Origin of the sequence: Streptomyces coelicoflavus (assembly GCF_003112555.1) — a bacterium.
GTDB lineage: Bacteria > Actinomycetota > Actinomycetes > Streptomycetales > Streptomycetaceae > Streptomyces > Streptomyces coelicoflavus.
This window is the reverse complement of sequence record NZ_BEWB01000010.1, coordinates 225,483-241,291: the sequence shown is the minus strand read 5'-3', so window position 1 is coordinate 241,291 and position 15,809 is coordinate 225,483. Positions and strand designations below refer to the sequence as shown.

Sequence of the window (15,809 nt, the reverse complement as noted above, 5' to 3'; positions counted from 1 at the left end):
CGGTGGGTGACGCGGGGTTCCGGCCCGGGAGGCGGGCCGGGAGCAGGGTCAGAACGAGGGCAGGACCGCGCCGTCGTACTTGTCCTCGATGAACTTCTTCACCTCGGGCGAGTTGAGGAGCTTCGCGAGCTTCTTGACGCGCGGGTCGTCCTCGTGGCCCTCCTTCACGGCGAGGAGGTTGCTGTTCGGGTTGCCCTTGGCGCTCTCCAGGACGAGGGCGTCCTCGGCGGGCTTCAGGTCGGCCTCGATCGCGTAGTTGCCGTTGACGACCGCGGCGTCCACGTCGTCGAGGGAGCGCGGGGTCTGGGCCGCCTCCAGCTCCTTGAACTCGAGGTTCTTCGGGTTCTTGGTGATGTCGGCGGGGGTCGCCGCGGTGCCGACGCCGTCCTTGAGGGTGATGATCCCGTTGGCGGCGAGCAGTTGCAGCGCGCGGCCCTCGTTGACGGTGTCGTTGGGGACGGCGACGGTCGCACCGCTCTTCAGGTCGTCGGCCTTCTTCACCTTGTGCGAATAGAGGCCCAGGGGCTCCAGGTGCACGTCGACGACGGACACCACGTGGGTGCCGTTCTTCTTGTTGAAGTCGTCGAGGTAGGGCTGGGTCTGGAAGTAGTTGGCCCCCACGGAGCCGTCCTCCGTCGCCGTGTTCGGCGTGACGTAGTCGGTGAACTCCTTGACCTCGAGGTCGAGGCCCGCGTCCTTCGCCAGGTTGTCCTTGACGTAGTTGAGGATCTCGGCGTGCGGGGTGGGGCTCGCGGCGACGATCAGCGGGCCGGAGGTGTCGGAGGCGGAGTCCTTGTCGGAGCCGCAGGCGCTGAGGCCGAGGGTGAGGGCTCCGGCGGCGAGGACGGCGGTGGTGATCTTGGCGGTGTTACGCACGAAAAGTGCCTTTCCTGAGGTGGTGCGACCCCGTTCCGGGTGGCGGACGGGGAGTCTTGAGGGGGCGGGGGCTACGCGACCTTGCTCACGTCGGCCGCCGCGGGCTCCTTGGCCCTGAGCAGCCGGAGCCTGGGCCCCGCGCCACCGCGTCCGCCGCGGCGGTGCAGGGTGCGGGCCGCGTAGTCGCCGGTGAACTGGATGAGGGAGATCGCGACGGCGAGGAGCGCGACGGTGATCCACATGAAGCCGGGCTCGAAGCGCTGGTAGCCGTAGCGGACGGCGAGGTCGCCGAGGCCGCCGCCGCCGACGGTGCCGGCCATGGCGGAGTACCCGATGAGGGCGATGACCGTGGTGGTGGTGGAGGCGATCAGGGAGGGGAGCGCCTCGGGGACCAGCACCTTGCGGACGATGGTCCAGGTGTTGCCGCCCATGGACTGGACGGCCTCGACGAGCCCTCCGTCCACCTCGCGCACGGCGGTCTCGACGAGCCGCGCGAAGAACGGGATGCCGCCGATGGCGAGCGGCACGATCGCGGCCTCGCTGCCGATGGTGGTGCCGGTGACCCAGCGGGTGAAGCTCATCAGCGCGACCATGAGGATGATGAACGGCATCGAGCGGCCGATGTTCACGATCTGCCCGATGACCTTGTTGACCACGACGTTCTGCAGCAGGCCGTCGCGGTCGGTGAGGACGAGGAGCACGCCGAGCGGGAGTCCGACGACGACGGCGATCAGGGTGGACCAGCCGACCATGATCAGGGTCTCCCAGGAGGCCTGCTCCAGCAGCGGCTGCATCTGCGACCAGGTCACTTGGCACCTTCCTTCACCAGCGAAGCCGACGGGGCCGGTGTCTCCGGCGTCTCGTTCACCACGTCGATCTGCAGTCCCTGTTCGCGCAGGAAGCCGACGGGCACGACGTTGTCCTCGTAGCGGCCGGGCAGTTCGATGCGCATCCGGCCGACCTGGAGGCCGCCGACGGTGTCGATGGCGGCACCGAGGATCGATATGTCGATGTTGTAGGTGCGCGAGAGCTGGGAGATGACGGGCTGGGTCGCGGCCTCGCCGTGGAAGGTGACGTCGAGGACGGTGCGGTCGTCCCCGGTGGCGTCGCCGCCGACCGGGAAGAGCGCGGCGGCCAGTTCGGATCCCGGGGTGGCGAGGAGTTCGCCGACCGTGCCGGACTCGACGATGCGGCCCCGGTCCATGAGGGCGGCCGAGTCGCAGACGCTCTTGACGACGTCCATCTCGTGGGTGATGAGCAGGACGGTGAGACCGAGCTGCCGGTTCAGGTCGCGCAGCAGCTGGAGGATGGAGCGGGTGGTCTCCGGGTCGAGGGCGCTGGTGGCCTCGTCGGAGAGCAGGACCTTGGGGTCGCCGGCCAGGGCGCGGGCGATGCCGACGCGCTGCTTCTGGCCGCCGGAGAGCTGGGCGGGGTAGGCCCTGGCCTTGTCGGCGAGTCCGACGAGGTCGAGCAGCTCCAGCGCCTTGCGGGAACGTTCCTTCCCGGACTTGCCGAGGATCTCCAGCGGCAGTTCGACGTTGTCCTGGACGGTCCGGGAGGAGAGCAGGTTGAAGTGCTGGAAGACCATGCCGATACGGCTGCGCGCCTGCCGCAGTTCCCGGCCCGCGCGGGGGCCGCGCCCGGCGAGCGCGGTGAGGTCCTGGCCGGCGACGGTGACCGTGCCGGCGGTGGGGCGCTCCAGGAGGTTGACGCAGCGGATGAGCGAGGACTTGCCGGCGCCGGACTGGCCGATGACGCCGTACACCTCGCCCTCGCGGACGTGCAGGTCGACGCCGTCCAGGGCGGTGACCTCACGGCCGCGTGAACGATAGACCTTGGTGAGGCCCGATGTGGTGATCACGTGGGTTTCCGTCACTGTCGAGTGCGCGGCGCGGTGATGTGCGCCGGGCACGGGGCGTTGTTCTTCGGGTTCTCGGGCCCTTCGGAACGCGGCACGGTTCTCGCGGTGGCGGTGCGCCATGGCGGTGGGACCGGGGAGAAACGTGTGCGCGGGGCGTGGCTCGGCCGCGCGCGCAATGGGCGCGGGCGGACAGGCGCGGGCGCTCGCTTCGGGGCGCGAGGCTCAGGTGGTGCGGGGGCCCTCTAGAAGGCGCACATTCGAAGGCACATACAACGAGCACCGGGCGTCGTGGTCGCCTCGGTCGCAGGGGTGCGGTCGCTCGTGGTGCTCATGCGGATCAGTAAAGCAGACCGGCTCCTGTGAGCGGACACCGCTGTCCGCATGGTGGACAGCGGTGGACGGTGGCCGGTCTCCGGGGGCGCGGTTCAGTCCCGTACGGAGATCTCGATGCCCGCGTCGGTGACCAGTGCGGACAGGGCCGAGAGGTCGTCGACGACCAGGTCGGCACCGAGTTCGCCGGCCGGGTGGGTTGTGGCCAACGCCACGGTCCGCATTCCGGCGGCGCGGCCGGACTGGAGTCCGGCGGGGGCGTCCTCGAAGACGACGCAGTCGGCCGGGTCGACGCCCAGGGCGCGGGCACCGAGCAGGTAGGGCTCGGGGTCGGGCTTGCCGCGGGTGATGTCGTCGGCCGCCACGAGGGTCTTGGGGAGGATGCCGACGGCGTCGAGGCGGGCCTCGGCGAGGCGGCGGGTGGCGGAGGTGACGACGGCCCAGCGGTCGGCGGGGAGCGCGTCGAGGAAGGCGCGGGTGCCGGGCAGCAGGTGCACGCCCCCGCCGGGCACGTCCTCGACCTCCAGTTGCTCGATCCGTGCGACGGCCTCGGCGACCCTCGCGGCGGGCAGCAGGTCGGCGGCTATCTCGGCGGCCGGCCGCCCGTGCAGTTCCACCCGCCCGAACTGCTCGGCGGTGATCCCGTACTCGACGGCCCAGCGCGTCCAGCAGCGGCGCACGGATTCGAGGGAGGAGACGAGGGTGCCGTCGTTGTCGAACAGGAGGGCCTGTGCGTGGAGCTTCATGCCCCCGACCCTACGGGGCCGGGGACGGGAGGCCTTTTCGGCCGTAATAGGCTCGCTGCCATGCTTGACGTCCTGACGCTGGTGACCGGCGTCGCCGCCCTGCTGCTCGCCGCCTGGTGCGGCTGGGCCGCCTACCGTGACCAGCCGACGAAGGACTGGCACTTCATCGGCATGGCCGTGGTCTCGGCACTGGCGCTGATCCAGCTGGTGGTCGGGATCGTGCAGCTGGCGCGGGGCGAGGATCCGGAGCAGGGCACGACGATCTTCGTGGCCTATCTGCTGGGCGCCTTCGCCTGCGTACCGGCGGCGGGCTTCATGTCGCTGGCCGAGCGCACCCGCTGGGGCTCGGTGACGGTCGCCGCCGGCGGTGTCGTCCTCGCCGTGCTGGAGGTGCGGCTGTATGACATCTGGGGAGGCTGACGTGGTGGCTACCGAGGAGAAGCAGACCGGGCGGCGGCTGATCACCGGGCCCGGCATCCTGCTGGTGTGGCTGTACGGCGTGATGGTCGTCGGCGCGGTGTCGCGGTCCGCGTACCAGATCGCGACCGAGCTGGACCGGGCGCCGCTCGCCTACTCGCTGTCGGCCGTCGCGGGCGTCGTCTACGGATTCATCACGTACACCCTGGTGCGCGGCGGCGAGCGGGCCCGCAGGGCGGCGCTGGTGTGCTGCGCCGCCGAGCTGGTGGGTGTCCTGACGGTCGGCACCTGGACGCTGGTGGACCCCTCCGCCTTCCCCGACGCGACCGTCTGGTCGGACTACGGGATGGGGTACCTCTTCATTCCGGTGCTGCTGCCGCTGTCGGCCCTGTACTGGCTGCGCCGGGCCCGCACCGCGTAGCGGCGGCCGGACCCGGGCGGCGGCTCAGGCCGTGGTCGCGTACGTCTCCGCCGGCTTCTCCAGGACGATCATGGGCACGCCGTCCGTGCCCTCGGCGGTCCCCACCGTCTCGTAGCCGACCCGGCGGTACAGCCGCAGGTTGCTCTCGCTGCGGTGCCCGGTGTGCAGCCGGAAGCGCTTGGCGCCGCGCTCCCCGCCCAGAGCGGACTCGGCGGCCCGCAGCAGCCTGGCCCCGATGCCGTGCCCCTGGAGGCGGGGGTGGACGCAGAGCTTGCCGATGGACGCCGCCCCGTCCTCGGTCACCCGCCCCCGTACCGAACCGACGACCTCGTCGCCGAGCCGCGCCACGAACACGCAGTCGGAGACGACCTCCTCGCGCACGGAGTCCAGGGTCTGGACGAGCGGGTCGATGCGGTAGTTGCCGTACAGCGCCGCCTCGCTCTGGAAGCAGAGGTACTGCAACCGGAAGATCTGCTCGGCATCCTTTTCGGTCGCCGCCGAGATGGTCACGCTCATGCCCATGTGCGCATGCCTCCCGCTCACCTGATCACCTGTGGTCCCCCACTCCTATCCCCGTCCTCAGCCCGCCGCAACCTCCGGCGTCAGCAATCGACGCAGACATCCCAGACATCGGGAGCGTTCCGGGCCAAGACTGCCCTGTGAGATACCCAACTCCCCCGCGATTTCCCGGTATGTGAGGTCCCTGGGTGACAGCAGGGCCTCCAGCAGCCGGGGGCAGCGGCCCGGCAGCCGGCGCACGGCCTCACGCAGGGCGCGGTGCCGTGCCGCGGTCAGCGCGAGCCGCTCGGGCTCGTACGCGGACTCGGCGACACCCACGGGTTCCGTCCCGTACGGCCGCTCGTTGCGGACCCTGCGGAGGGTGCGGCGGGCCTCGGTGCGCACGGCGCCGCGCAGCCAGCGCTGCGGGTCGGAGGGCGGGCCCTCGGCCTCCAAGCGTTCCAGCAGGCGCAGCCAGACCGCCTGTTCCAGGTCGCCGGGTTCGGCTCCGGAGGCATATGCCTCGGCCGAGGCCTCGGCGGTGAGGAGAGGGCGCAGGGAGGTGACCAGGTCATGCGTCATATGCACGTCGACGCGGCCGCCCGGGCGACGGGTTGCCCGGGCGGCCGAAGCTCACCCCAACCGGGGGTGTGCGCTCAGCTGTTGACGAAGTCCTCGCGGGCCAGCAGGCCCGTGTCCGGGTTGTCCGTGAAGACGCCGTCGATACCGGTGGCGAAGTAGGTGCGGAACGCGCCGAAGACGTCGCCGTAGGCGTCGGGGTCGTCGCCCTTGCGGAACTCCGCGGGCAGGAAGGGGTTCTCGTTGCGCATGGTGTACGGGTGCAGGATCAGACCGGCACGGTGCGCGTCGCGGACGAGGGTCGTCGGCTCGGTGAGGCGGCCCGCGGAGTCCTTCGGGATGATCAGGTCCAGGGTGGGACCGATGCCCTGCGCGTAGGAGGCGATCTCCTTCAGTCCCTCCGGCGTGACGAGGTCGGCGGTCGTGCGCGGGTCCCCGGTCTCGACGAAGTCCCAGGGACGGCTGTTCGCGCCGGACAGCAGGACGGCCAGGGGGTTGTCGACCAGCTTGTTCATCCGCTGGATGCTGGTGGGTTCGAAGGACTGGATGATGACGGGCGAGTTCTTGCGGTGCTTGCCGTACTTGCGCAGCAGCCGTGCCAGGCGCTCCTCCGTGCCCAGGCCCAGCTTGCGGAAGTAGGTGGGGTGCTTGAGTTCGGGGTAGATCCACACCTGCTTGCCGCGCCTGCGGGTCTGCTCGTTCTGCCAGCGGAGCACCTCCTCGAAGGTGGGGATCTCCCAGCGGCCGTCGTAGAGGGTGTTGTGCGGCCGGTTGGCCGGGATGCGCTCGGTGGCGCGGAGCGTCTTGAGCTCGGCGAGCGTGAAGTCCTCGGTGAACCAGCCGGTGACCGAGACGCCGTCGAGCGACTTGGTGCGCCTGCGGTCGGCGAACTCGCGGTGGTCGGCGACGTCGGTGGTGCCGCCGATCTCCGGCTCGTGCCGGCAGACGAGGTGACCGTCCCGGGTGGGCACGAGGTCACCGGCCTCCACGATGTCGGCGCCCAGGTCCAGGGCCAGCTCGTAGGAGCCGAAGGTGTGCTCGGGGCGGTAGCCGCTGGCCCCGCGGTGGCCGATGACGGTGGGGACGGGCAGGCTCTTCACTCCGCCGCCGTGGCCGCCGCCGCGCCGGGCGTCGGTGGCTCTCGCCGTGCCGGGCAGGCCCAGTACGGCCCCGCCCGCGCCGAGCACCGCCGCGCCGAGGAGCGCCCGCCGTCCGGTGCCGCCGCCCGCCTGCTCGTCCGAGTCCTGCGTTCCCATGGGGCCCTCCTGCCGTTGACCGTCCCGTGCGGGCCGATCGTAGGGGCGCGTACATGACGAGCGGGAGACCGCGACCGGAACACGCGGGTGCGCGGGGGTGTCGTGTCGCGCGCGCAGGGGGTGCCGTTCGGGCGGGAGGGCCGGCTTGGCGGCGGTCCGGCGGGGTAGGCGCGAGGTACGGGTGCGGTGGTGCCGTCCGGACGGCGCGCCTCCCGCGCCCGGCGTGTCGTACGTGCTTCGATCCGGGCCGTGTCCGCACACGGAACCGTGCACAGGGAACGAGCGCGTGGAACCGTCGCCGTGTTCCTGCCGGGCGCGACCTGCCTCACATCCGGGGACGGCGCGGCCGCCGTACGGCACCCCGGCACCGCAGGTGAACGCGCGTCAACACCGCGGAGGACCCGGGAGACCCGAGGTGCGGGACCCCCCGGACCGCGAGTAATGTCCTCACCTGCACAGACTCATACCGCACCCCGACACCGGAGGACCCGTTGTCCCGCTTCGTGTTCATCAAGGCAGTGCTCGGTCCGATCATGCGCCTGATGTTCCGCACACGAGTGGAGGGTGTGGAGAACATCCCGGGCGACGGTCCGGTGATCCTGGCCGGCAACCACCTCACCTTCATCGACTCGGTGATCATGCCGCTGACCTGCGACCGGCAGGTCTTCTTCATCGGCAAGGACGAGTACGTCACGGGCAAGGGCCTCAAGGGCCGGCTGATGGCCTGGTTCTTCACCGGGGTCGGCATGGTCCCGGTCGACCGGGACGGCGGCCGGGGCGGGGTGGCGGCGCTGATGACCGGCCGCCGCATCCTGGAGGAGGGTCACGTCTTCGGCATCTACCCGGAGGGCACCCGCTCCCCCGACGGCCGCCTCTACCGCGGCCGCACCGGCATCGCCCGGCTCACCCTGATGACCGGCGCCCCGGTCGTCCCGTTCGCCGTCATCGGCACCGACAAGCTCCAGCCGGGCGGCGCGGGCCTGCCGCGCCCGGGCAGGGTCACGGTCCGCTTCGGCGAGGCGATGGAGTTCTCCCGGTACGAGGGCATGGACCGCGACCGCTATGTCCTGCGGGCGGTGACCGACTCCGTGATGACCGAGGTCATGCGGCTGTCGGGCCAGGAGTACGTCGACATGTACGCGAGCAAGGCGAAGGCGGCGTAGGTCCGCACACGGTACGGGGACGGCGGGCCGCTCGGTGAGCGGCCCGCCGTTTCGTTCCCCGCGCCCTGCCGTTACGGGTGTTCCGCTCCGTCCTCCAGGCGCTGGCCCCGCAGCAGGAACCAGGCTGCCGCCGCGGCGGCCAGGAGCACGGCGGCCCCGACGCCCGCCGCGAGGGTCAGGCCGTCGACGAAGGCCTGGCGGGCGGAGTCCAGCAGGGTCGCGGCGGTGGGGGCGGGGAGCCCGGCGGCGGCCTCCACCGCGCCGCCCAGTGACTCGTGGGCCGCCTCCGGGGTGCCCGCCGGACCGGTGAAGTCCCGGTAGACGCCGGTCACGATGGAGCCGAGCACCGCGATGCCGAGGGCGGCGCCGAGTTCGTACGCCGTCTCGGAGACCGCGGAGGCGGCGCCCGCCTGTTCTCCGGGCACGCTGGAGAGGATCACGTCGGCGGTGACGGTGAACGCGAAGCCCGCGCCGAGGCCGACGACGAGCAGGGCCGTGCCGAGCAGCGGGTAGCCGGTGTGCTGGCCGATGACGGTCAGCGCGGCGAGCGCGAGACCGACGGCGGCGAGTCCGCCGGAGACCACGGCGCGGACCGAGAAGCGCCGGGCCGCGCGGCCGGCGACGAGGCCGGCGACCACCGCGCCGACGGCGGCGGGCAGTTCGGCCAGGCCCGCCTCGAAGGGCCGCCTGCCCTGGACGAGTTGCAGGTACTGGGAGAGGAAGAACACCAGGCCGGACAGGCCCAGGATGGTCAGCAGGTCGGCCAGGACCGCGCCGCTGAAGCCGCGGTTGCGGAACAGCCGCATGTCGAGCAGCGGCACCGGCATGGTCAGCTGGCGGCGGACGAAGCCGTAGAGCGCGGCGACGCCCAGCAGGCCGGCGCCGAGCGTGGCCCACGCGAACCCGTGGGCGGCGGTCTCCTTCACGGCGTACACGACGCCGACCATGCCGACCAGGGAGAGGGCGACGCTGAGCAGGTCCCAAGGGCCCGGGTTCGGGTTGCGGGACTCGGGCAGCAGCTTCACGCCGACGACGACCAGGACGGCCATCACGGGCAGGTTGATCAGGAAGACGGAGCCCCACCAGAAGTGCTCCAGCAGGAACCCGCCGACGACCGGTCCGACCGCCGCGCCGGCGGAGGCGGCCGCGCCCCAGATGCCGACGGCGAGGCTGCGTTCGCGCGGGTCGTGGAAGAGGTTGCGGATCAGGGCCAGGGTGGCGGGCATCAGGGTGGCGCCCGCGACGCCGAGCAGGGCCCGGGCGAGGATCAGCACCTCGGGCGTGTGCGCGTAGGCGTTGAGCACGGAGATCGCGCCGAACGCCGTGGCGCCGACGAGCAGGATCCGTTTGCGGCCGATGCGGTCGCCGAGGCTGCCCATGGAGACGAGCAGACCGGCGATGACGAAGGAGTAGACGTCGCCGATCCAGAGCAGCTGGGTGCCGGAGGGGGCGAGGTCCTCGCTGATGTAGGGGGTCGCGAGACCGAGGACGGTCGCGTCGACGGCCACCAGCAGCACGGCCAGCACCAGGACGGACAGCGCCAGCCAGCGGCCGGGGCGCTTCACCGCCTCTGTCGGGCGGGCCGGCCGCAGGGTGCGGTTCATGGTTCCTCTCTCCGGAGTGCGCCGCCGAGCAGCAGCTCGACGATCATGTGGGTGAAGTCGTTGCGGGCCACGCGGCCCTCGGCCACCGCCCAGGCGCCGGAGGCCAGCAGGCCGTACAGCGCCTCGGTGAGCCAGGCGGGCGTGAGGTCGATGCGGAACTCGCCGCTCTCCTGGCCTCTGCGGAACAGCGCGGTGAGCCCGGCGTCGATGCGGGCCCAGCCCTCGTTCTGCTCCTCGCCCTCGAAGAGCTGGTTCTCGGTGTAGAGGAGGGCGAGCAGGGCGGCGGAGGGCTCCATCGCGCGGACCAGCCGGCGCACCGCGTCGGCCGCCGGCCCCTCCTCGGTGCGGGCCGCGTCGAGGGCGGCCTCGCACTCGGCGATGCCCAGCGACTCCAGCGCCCGCACGAGGGCGTCGCGCCCGGCGAAGTGCCGGTGCAGGGTGGCCCGGCTGATCCCGGCGGCCTTGGCGACCTCGTCCATGGTCGCGGTGGATTTGCGGGTCAGCAGCGCCGCGGCGCTGCGCAGTACCTGTTCGGAATCGACGGCCATGAGACAACGATAACCCACATGAGACAACTTTGTCTCACTCCGGGAGTGCGTCACTCACCACTCGGGGTCGGTCACGGAATGCGGGGGCTCAGTGCCAGGGCAGCTGTCTGCGCCGCTCCCAGTAGGCGTCCGGGGTTTCGACGAGGGTGCCGAGGCGTGCCACCTGGTCGCCGTCGAGGTCGACGGCGGCGGCGTGCAGATTGGAGCCGAGCTGGTTCACGGTCGCGGCGCCGGACAGCACGACTCCGGCCCACGGCTGACGCAGGACCAGGGCGAGGGCGACGGCGTCGCAGCCCAGCGCCGTCTCCTCCGCGACGGCCTTGAGGACGTCGGGCGCGTGACGGTCCGCGAGGCGGCCGTTGGCCATGCCCTCCTTGACGATCACGGTGAGTCCGGCCTCGTGCGCCTCGGCGAGCGCGGGCCCGGCGGAGGTCTCCAGCGCGTTGTACGTCGACTGGACGGTACGGAAGAGGGGCTCGCCGTCGACGGTCACGGCGAGCGCGGCGCGGATGGCGTCGGCCTGGGCGGGACCGCTGGTGGAGAAGCCGATGGTGCTGCCCTGCGCGGCGGCCTCGGCCAGCCTGGCGTGCAGGTCCTTGTCGGTGAGGGCCGGGCTGTCCGGGGTGAGCGAGTGGATCTGGTACAGGTCGAGCCGGTCGCCGAGCAGGGCGTCGGTCTCGGCGCGCTGGCGGTCGTAGGTGGCCACGCCGTGGTCCTTGACCTCGTGCTTCTCGGCCTCCGTCGACCAGTCGGCGGTGTAGGTGTAGCCCCACTTGCTGCCGACGACCACGTCGTCGGCGTCGGGGCGGTCCCGGAGCCAGTCGGCGAGGAACTCCTCGGAGCGCCCGTAGGAGCGGGCCGCGTCGAAGTAGCGCACGCCCTGGGCGTAGGCGGCGTCGAGGAGGTCGTGGGTGCGTTCGCGCAGCGCCTCGACGGTGCGGGCCGCTCCGAGGTCGCGGTCGCGGTCGAGGTTGATGTAGCCGGGGCGCCCGACGGCGGCGAGACCGAGGCCGAGGTGGCAGGTCGGGGTCGTTGCTGTGGCCAGGCGGGCGAAGGGCATCGCGGGCTCCGTTCGGTCGACTGCTGAAGCTCTGAGGCTCCTGAAGCTGTTGACCAACGTAACCGCGATACCCCTCGGGCACACCGGCTGCCGCTGCTCGCCGCTACTTCTTGGCGTCCGCCCAGGCGTGCTGGGCCGCCACGTCGGCCTTCACCTCGGCGAGCTGGACGGCGACCGCGCTGGGCGCCGTGCCGCCGCGGCCGTCGCGGGAGGCGAGGGCTCCGGGGACGTTGAGGACGGTGCGCACCTCGGGGGTGAGGTGCTCGGAGATCTTGGCGAACTGCTCGTCGGTCAGCTCGTCCAGCTCCTTGCCGTCGGCCTCGGCGACCTTGACGCACTCGCCCGCCACCTCGTGCGCGACACGGAACGGCACGCCCTGCCTGACCAGCCACTCGGCGATGTCGGTGGCGAGCGAGAACCCGGCCGGGGCCAGCTCCTCCATCCGCTCGCGGTGCACGGTGAGGGTGGCCATCATGCCGGTGAAGGCGGGGAGCAGGACCTCCAGCTGGTCGATGGAGTCGAAGACCGGCTCCTTGTCCTCCTGGAGGTCTCGGTTGTACGCGAGCGGGAGCGCCTTGAGGGTGGCCATCAGACCGGTCAGGTTGCCGATCAGCCGCCCGGACTTGCCGCGGGCCAGCTCGGCGATGTCGGGGTTCTTCTTCTGCGGCATGATCGAGGAGCCGGTGGAGAAGGCGTCGTGGAGGGTGACGAAGGAGAACTCCTTCGTGTTCCAGATGATGATCTCCTCGGCGATCCGGGAGACGTTGACGCCGATCATCGCGGTGATGAAGGCGAACTCGGCGACGAAGTCGCGCGAGGCGGTCCCGTCGATGGAGTTGCCGGCGCTGCCGTGCTCGAAGCCCAGGTCGCGGGCGACGGCCTCCGGGTCCAGGCCGAGGCTGCTGCCCGCGAGCGCGCCCGAGCCGTACGGGGAGACGGCCGTGCGCTCGTCCCACTGGCGCAGCCGCTCCGCGTCCCGGCCGAGCGCCTGGGCGTGGGCGAGCACGTGGTGGGCGAAGAGCACCGGCTGGGCGTGCTGGAGGTGGGTGCGGCCGGGCATGGCCACGTCCGGGTGGGCCTCGGCGAGGCCGATCAGCGCGTCCTGGAGGTCGGCGATCAGAGCGCCGACGACCCTGGCGTGGTCGCGCAGGTACATGCGGAAGAGGGTCGCCACCTGGTCGTTGCGGGACCGGCCGGCGCGCAGCTTGCCGCCGAGGTCCGCACCGAGGCGCTCCAGCAGCCCGCGCTCCAGGGCCGTGTGGACGTCCTCGTCGGCGATGGTGCCGGTGAAGGAGCCGTCGGCGACGTCCGCCTCCAGCCGGTCCAGCCCGGCGATCATCCGGGTCAGCTCGTCCTCGGTGAGCAGACCCGCCTTGTGCAGCACGCGCGCGTGGGCACGCGAACCGGCGATGTCGTAGGGCGCGAGCCGCCAGTCGAAGTGGACGGACGCGGACAGCTTCGCCAGGGCCTCGGCGGGACCGTCGGCGAAACGGCCGCCCCAGAGCCGGACGTCACCGCTGTTGCTGCTCACTGGGTCGCTCCTCACCGTACGATCACTGTCATGCATGAGTATGCAGAACTCTGCATGATTCGTCAATCTGGCGGGCCGGCGGCGCCCATCGCGTCCCGAGCCCTCATAATCGTTAGACATGGGAAAGACTTATGAGCGCATAGACGGCAGACTCCGCGCCTTCATCGAGGCGCAGCCCCTCTTCTTCACCGCCACCGCTCCCCTGGCCGGCGACGGCACGGTCAACCTGTCCCCCAAGGGCCTCACGGGCTGCTTCGCGGTGCTCGACGAACTTACCGTGGCCTACCTCGACTTCGCGGGCTCCAACGCGGAGACCATCGCCCACCTGCGGGAGAACGGTCGGATCACCCTGATGTGGTGCGCCTTCCAGGGCCCGCCGAACATCGTGCGGGTGCACGGCCGCGGCGAGCCGGTCTTCCGCGACGACCGCCGCTTCCCGGAACTGCTCACCCACTTCCCGGACATCGACCCCACCACGCACGGACTGCGCGCGGTCATCGTCGTGAGCGCCGAGCTCATCCGCGACACCTGCGGCTACGCCGTCCCCTTCATGGCGTACGAGAGCGACCGGGACCTGCACGGCAAGCGGTTCGCGCGGGAGGACGACGCCTCGCTCGACGCGTACTTCACCAAGAAGGAGTACATCGCCTCCAGCATCGACGGCCTCCCCGGGCTGCCGCTCCCGCTGCCCCCCTCTACCGTCTGAGCCATGCGCCCCGGTGTCCTCGTCGCCGTCCTCGTCTCCGCCTCCCTCCTCACGCTCGGCGCCGCCCCCGCCGGCGGGTCCCCTCCCCGGCCGCTGCCCGCCCGGATGGCGGACACCGGCGGCGGCACCCAGCTGATCACCGCCGTCGCGCCGGACACCGGCTCGACCACGGGCACGGTGACCTGGTGGGACCGCGGGGACGGGCGCGACGGAGGCTGGGTGGCGGCCGGTTCCGCACCCGCCCGCTTCGGGTCCGGCGGACTCACCGACGGGGCGACGCGCGTCCAGGGCACGAACACCACCCCGACCGGCCTGTACGACCTGCCGTACGCCTTCGGCATCGAGGCGGCGCCGCGCGGGACGGCGTACCGCTACCGTCCGGTCCACGCGGACTCCTGGTGGTGCCAGGACAACGCCTCCCGCTCCTACAACCGCTGGACCGAACCGCGCCCCGCCGACTGCCGGGCCGCCGAGGCCGAGCACCTGGTCACCTACGCGACGCAGTACGCGCACGCCCTGGTCGTGGGCTTCAACTACGACCGCCCGGTGCGCGGCCGCGGCGCGGGCATCTTCCTGCACGTCGACGGGCGCGGGGCGACGGCCGGGTGCGTGTCGGTGCCGAAGGAGGCGATGCGGCGGATCCTGCGCTGGGCCGAGCCGGGGGAACGGCCGCACATCGCGATCGGCACGGCGGGCGGAGCCACGGCGGTCACCGGGTACTGAACGCGGACGGCATCGCCGGCGCGGGCTGAACGCTCGCCCGGCACGGCGCGTATCTGTGGGCCAAGGGTCAAGTCCCCACGGAGGAACCGTGACCACCACGCTCGCCGGCGGCCGTGCCGCCCGCCGTCAGACCATGCGGCGCATCCGTCCGCGCCGCTCCCCCGCCGTACCCCTGCTGCTCGCCGTGTGGGCGGGCGCGGCGGGCGTGTTGTGGCTGTGGTGGCGCAACACGCCCGCCATCTCCGACGACACCGGCAGGATCCTCGGCGCGGGCCGGATCACCGGTCTGCTGGCCGGGTACCTGATGGCGCTGGTGGTGCTCCAGATGGCCCGGGTCCCGGCACTGGAACGGCGCGTCGGGTCCGACCGGGTCGCCCGCTGGCACGCCATGACCGGCCGCTACACCCTCTGCCTGGTCCTGGCCCACGTCTTCCTGATCATGTGGGGCTACGCGGCGCAGGCCGGCAAGGGCCTCGGTGACGTCGTCGCCCAGACGGTCGACTCCGTGAACCAGCTGCCCGACATGGGCAAGGCGGCCGTCGGCACCGGCCTGCTGGTCGTCATCGGGCTCCTGTCCGTCGGCCCCGTCCGCCGCCGCATCCCGTACGACGCCTGGTACCACGTGCACCTGCTCACCTACGCGGCGGTGTTCCTGACCTTCTGGCACCAGTTGACCACCGGCAACGAGTTCGCCGTCGAGCCGCTCGCCAAGACCGTCTGGTACGCCCTGTACGGCTCGGTGACCGCTCTGGTGCTCTGGTACCGGGTGCTGACCCCCCTGCGCCTCAACCTGCGGCACCGGATGCGGGTGGAGGCGGTGATCGAGGAGACGCCCGGCATCGTGTCGGTGCTGATCGGCGGGCGCCGGCTGCACCGGATGGGCGCGGAGGCGGGCCAGTTCTTCCGCTGGCGGTTCCTGGCACCCGGCATGCGCTTCAGCTCGCACCCGTACTCGCTGTCGGCGGCGCCCCGTCCGGACCTGCTGCGGATCACCGTGAAGGCGATCGGCGACCACAGCGCCCGGCTGCGCGAGCTGACGCCGGGCACGCGGGTGTGGGCGGAGGGCCCGTACGGCGCCCTGACCGCGCAGCGCCGCAGCCGCGGCAAGGTGCTGCTGGTGGCGGGCGGGGTGGGGATCACACCGATGCGGGCGCTGTTCGAGACGCTGCCCGGCGCGTCCGGCGACATCACGCTGCTCTACCGGGCCAACAGCACCCAGGACCTGGCGCTCTGGGACGAGCTGGCCGGCATCGCCGACGAGCGCGGGGCCCGGCTGATGTACGCGGTCAACAGCCCGGACGGGGAGCGCCCGGACATCTCGGCCGAGACCCTGGCCCGGAAGATCCCGGACGTCGAGCGCCACGACGTCTTCCTGTGCGGGCCGCCCGGCTTCGCCCAGTCGGTGTACGAGGCACTGCGCGGCGCGGGGGTCCCCGCTCGCCGTATCCACCACGAGTCGTTCGCGATGTGAGCGACGGACATCGGGAGTC

17 protein-coding genes are annotated in these 15,809 nt (G+C 72.0%); 6 read left to right on the top strand and 11 right to left on the bottom strand.

The window, feature by feature from the left end; genetic code table 11:
* Positions 1 to 48 precede the first annotated feature (48 nt).
* From Sco07f_RS24955 to Sco07f_RS24940, 4 genes are all read right to left on the bottom strand, one after another.
* On the bottom strand, positions 49 to 876 hold the full coding sequence (locus tag Sco07f_RS24955) for a MetQ/NlpA family ABC transporter substrate-binding protein (protein WP_054103152.1): 828 nt from the start codon (positions 874 to 876) through the stop codon (positions 49 to 51).
* A gap of 71 nt (positions 877 to 947) precedes the next feature.
* Positions 948 to 1,685 carry a methionine ABC transporter permease gene (locus tag Sco07f_RS24950; protein WP_167468214.1) on the bottom strand — a complete coding sequence of 246 codons (738 nt, stop codon included), beginning with the start codon at positions 1,683 to 1,685 and terminating at the stop codon, positions 948 to 950.
* Positions 1,682 to 2,737 (bottom strand): methionine ABC transporter ATP-binding protein, encoded by a 1,056-nt coding sequence (locus Sco07f_RS24945; protein ID WP_007447683.1) that lies wholly within the window; start codon positions 2,735 to 2,737, stop codon positions 1,682 to 1,684. The genes Sco07f_RS24950 and Sco07f_RS24945 overlap by 4 nt, the downstream gene beginning before the upstream one ends.
* 425 nt (positions 2,738 to 3,162) lie before the next feature.
* A complete protein-coding gene (locus tag Sco07f_RS24940; protein WP_087791920.1) occupies positions 3,163 to 3,813 on the bottom strand; it encodes an HAD family hydrolase in 651 nt (216 codons plus the stop codon).
* Positions 3,814 to 3,873: 60 nt separating this feature from the next.
* Here Sco07f_RS24940 and Sco07f_RS24935 point away from each other — a divergent pair, with 60 nt between their 5' ends.
* Positions 3,874 to 4,233, top strand: a complete 360-nt coding sequence (locus Sco07f_RS24935; RefSeq protein WP_007390225.1) for a hypothetical protein — start codon at positions 3,874 to 3,876, stop codon at positions 4,231 to 4,233.
* 1 nt (position 4,234) lies between these two features.
* Positions 4,235 to 4,651: a hypothetical protein gene (locus Sco07f_RS24930; RefSeq protein ID WP_108989251.1), complete on the top strand. Its 417-nt coding sequence runs from the start codon at positions 4,235 to 4,237 to the stop codon at positions 4,649 to 4,651.
* 24 nt (positions 4,652 to 4,675) lie between these two features.
* On the opposite strand, the gene Sco07f_RS24925 is transcribed toward Sco07f_RS24930, so the two are convergent.
* The 3 genes from Sco07f_RS24925 to Sco07f_RS24915 all read right to left on the bottom strand — a co-directional run bounded on the left by Sco07f_RS24925 (position 4,676) and on the right by Sco07f_RS24915 (position 6,984).
* A complete protein-coding gene (locus Sco07f_RS24925) occupies positions 4,676 to 5,173 on the bottom strand; it encodes a GNAT family N-acetyltransferase (protein ID WP_108989250.1) in 498 nt (165 codons plus the stop codon).
* A gap of 57 nt (positions 5,174 to 5,230) precedes the next feature.
* Positions 5,231 to 5,731 carry an RNA polymerase sigma factor gene (locus tag Sco07f_RS24920; protein WP_007390224.1) on the bottom strand — a complete coding sequence of 167 codons (501 nt, stop codon included), beginning with the start codon at positions 5,729 to 5,731 and terminating at the stop codon, positions 5,231 to 5,233.
* A gap of 74 nt (positions 5,732 to 5,805) precedes the next feature.
* On the bottom strand, positions 5,806 to 6,984 hold the full coding sequence (locus Sco07f_RS24915) for a glycerophosphodiester phosphodiesterase (protein WP_108989249.1): 1,179 nt from the start codon (positions 6,982 to 6,984) through the stop codon (positions 5,806 to 5,808).
* A 533-nt stretch (positions 6,985 to 7,517) separates the two neighbouring features.
* On the opposite strand from Sco07f_RS24915, the gene Sco07f_RS24910 reads away from it, so the two are divergent.
* Complete coding sequence (locus Sco07f_RS24910; RefSeq protein ID WP_161337092.1) at positions 7,518 to 8,147, top strand: lysophospholipid acyltransferase family protein; 630 nt, start codon at positions 7,518 to 7,520, stop codon at positions 8,145 to 8,147.
* A gap of 71 nt (positions 8,148 to 8,218) precedes the next feature.
* On the opposite strand, the gene Sco07f_RS24905 is transcribed toward Sco07f_RS24910, so the two are convergent.
* The 4 genes from Sco07f_RS24905 to argH form a co-directional block, all read right to left on the bottom strand.
* Positions 8,219 to 9,751, bottom strand: a complete 1,533-nt coding sequence (locus Sco07f_RS24905) for an MFS transporter (RefSeq protein WP_108989248.1) — start codon at positions 9,749 to 9,751, stop codon at positions 8,219 to 8,221.
* Positions 9,748 to 10,299 carry a TetR/AcrR family transcriptional regulator gene (locus Sco07f_RS24900; RefSeq protein WP_007447699.1) on the bottom strand — a complete coding sequence of 184 codons (552 nt, stop codon included), beginning with the start codon at positions 10,297 to 10,299 and terminating at the stop codon, positions 9,748 to 9,750. The genes Sco07f_RS24905 and Sco07f_RS24900 overlap by 4 nt, the downstream gene beginning before the upstream one ends.
* A gap of 88 nt (positions 10,300 to 10,387) precedes the next feature.
* Complete coding sequence (locus Sco07f_RS24895) at positions 10,388 to 11,359, bottom strand: aldo/keto reductase (protein WP_087791911.1); 972 nt, start codon at positions 11,357 to 11,359, stop codon at positions 10,388 to 10,390.
* A gap of 103 nt (positions 11,360 to 11,462) precedes the next feature.
* Complete coding sequence (gene argH, locus Sco07f_RS24890) at positions 11,463 to 12,890, bottom strand: argininosuccinate lyase (protein ID WP_108989247.1); 1,428 nt, start codon at positions 12,888 to 12,890, stop codon at positions 11,463 to 11,465.
* Positions 12,891 to 13,008: 118 nt separating this feature from the next.
* Between argH and Sco07f_RS24885 the strand changes: the two genes are divergently transcribed.
* The 3 genes from Sco07f_RS24885 (at position 13,009) to Sco07f_RS24875 (ending at position 15,790) form a co-directional block, all read left to right on the top strand.
* Positions 13,009 to 13,596: a pyridoxamine 5'-phosphate oxidase family protein gene (locus tag Sco07f_RS24885; protein WP_108989246.1), complete on the top strand. Its 588-nt coding sequence runs from the start codon at positions 13,009 to 13,011 to the stop codon at positions 13,594 to 13,596.
* A gap of 3 nt (positions 13,597 to 13,599) precedes the next feature.
* Complete coding sequence (locus tag Sco07f_RS24880; protein ID WP_108989245.1) at positions 13,600 to 14,319, top strand: L,D-transpeptidase family protein; 720 nt, start codon at positions 13,600 to 13,602, stop codon at positions 14,317 to 14,319.
* A gap of 88 nt (positions 14,320 to 14,407) precedes the next feature.
* Complete coding sequence (locus tag Sco07f_RS24875) at positions 14,408 to 15,790, top strand: ferredoxin reductase family protein (protein ID WP_007447707.1); 1,383 nt, start codon at positions 14,408 to 14,410, stop codon at positions 15,788 to 15,790.
* Positions 15,791 to 15,809 lie beyond the last annotated feature (19 nt).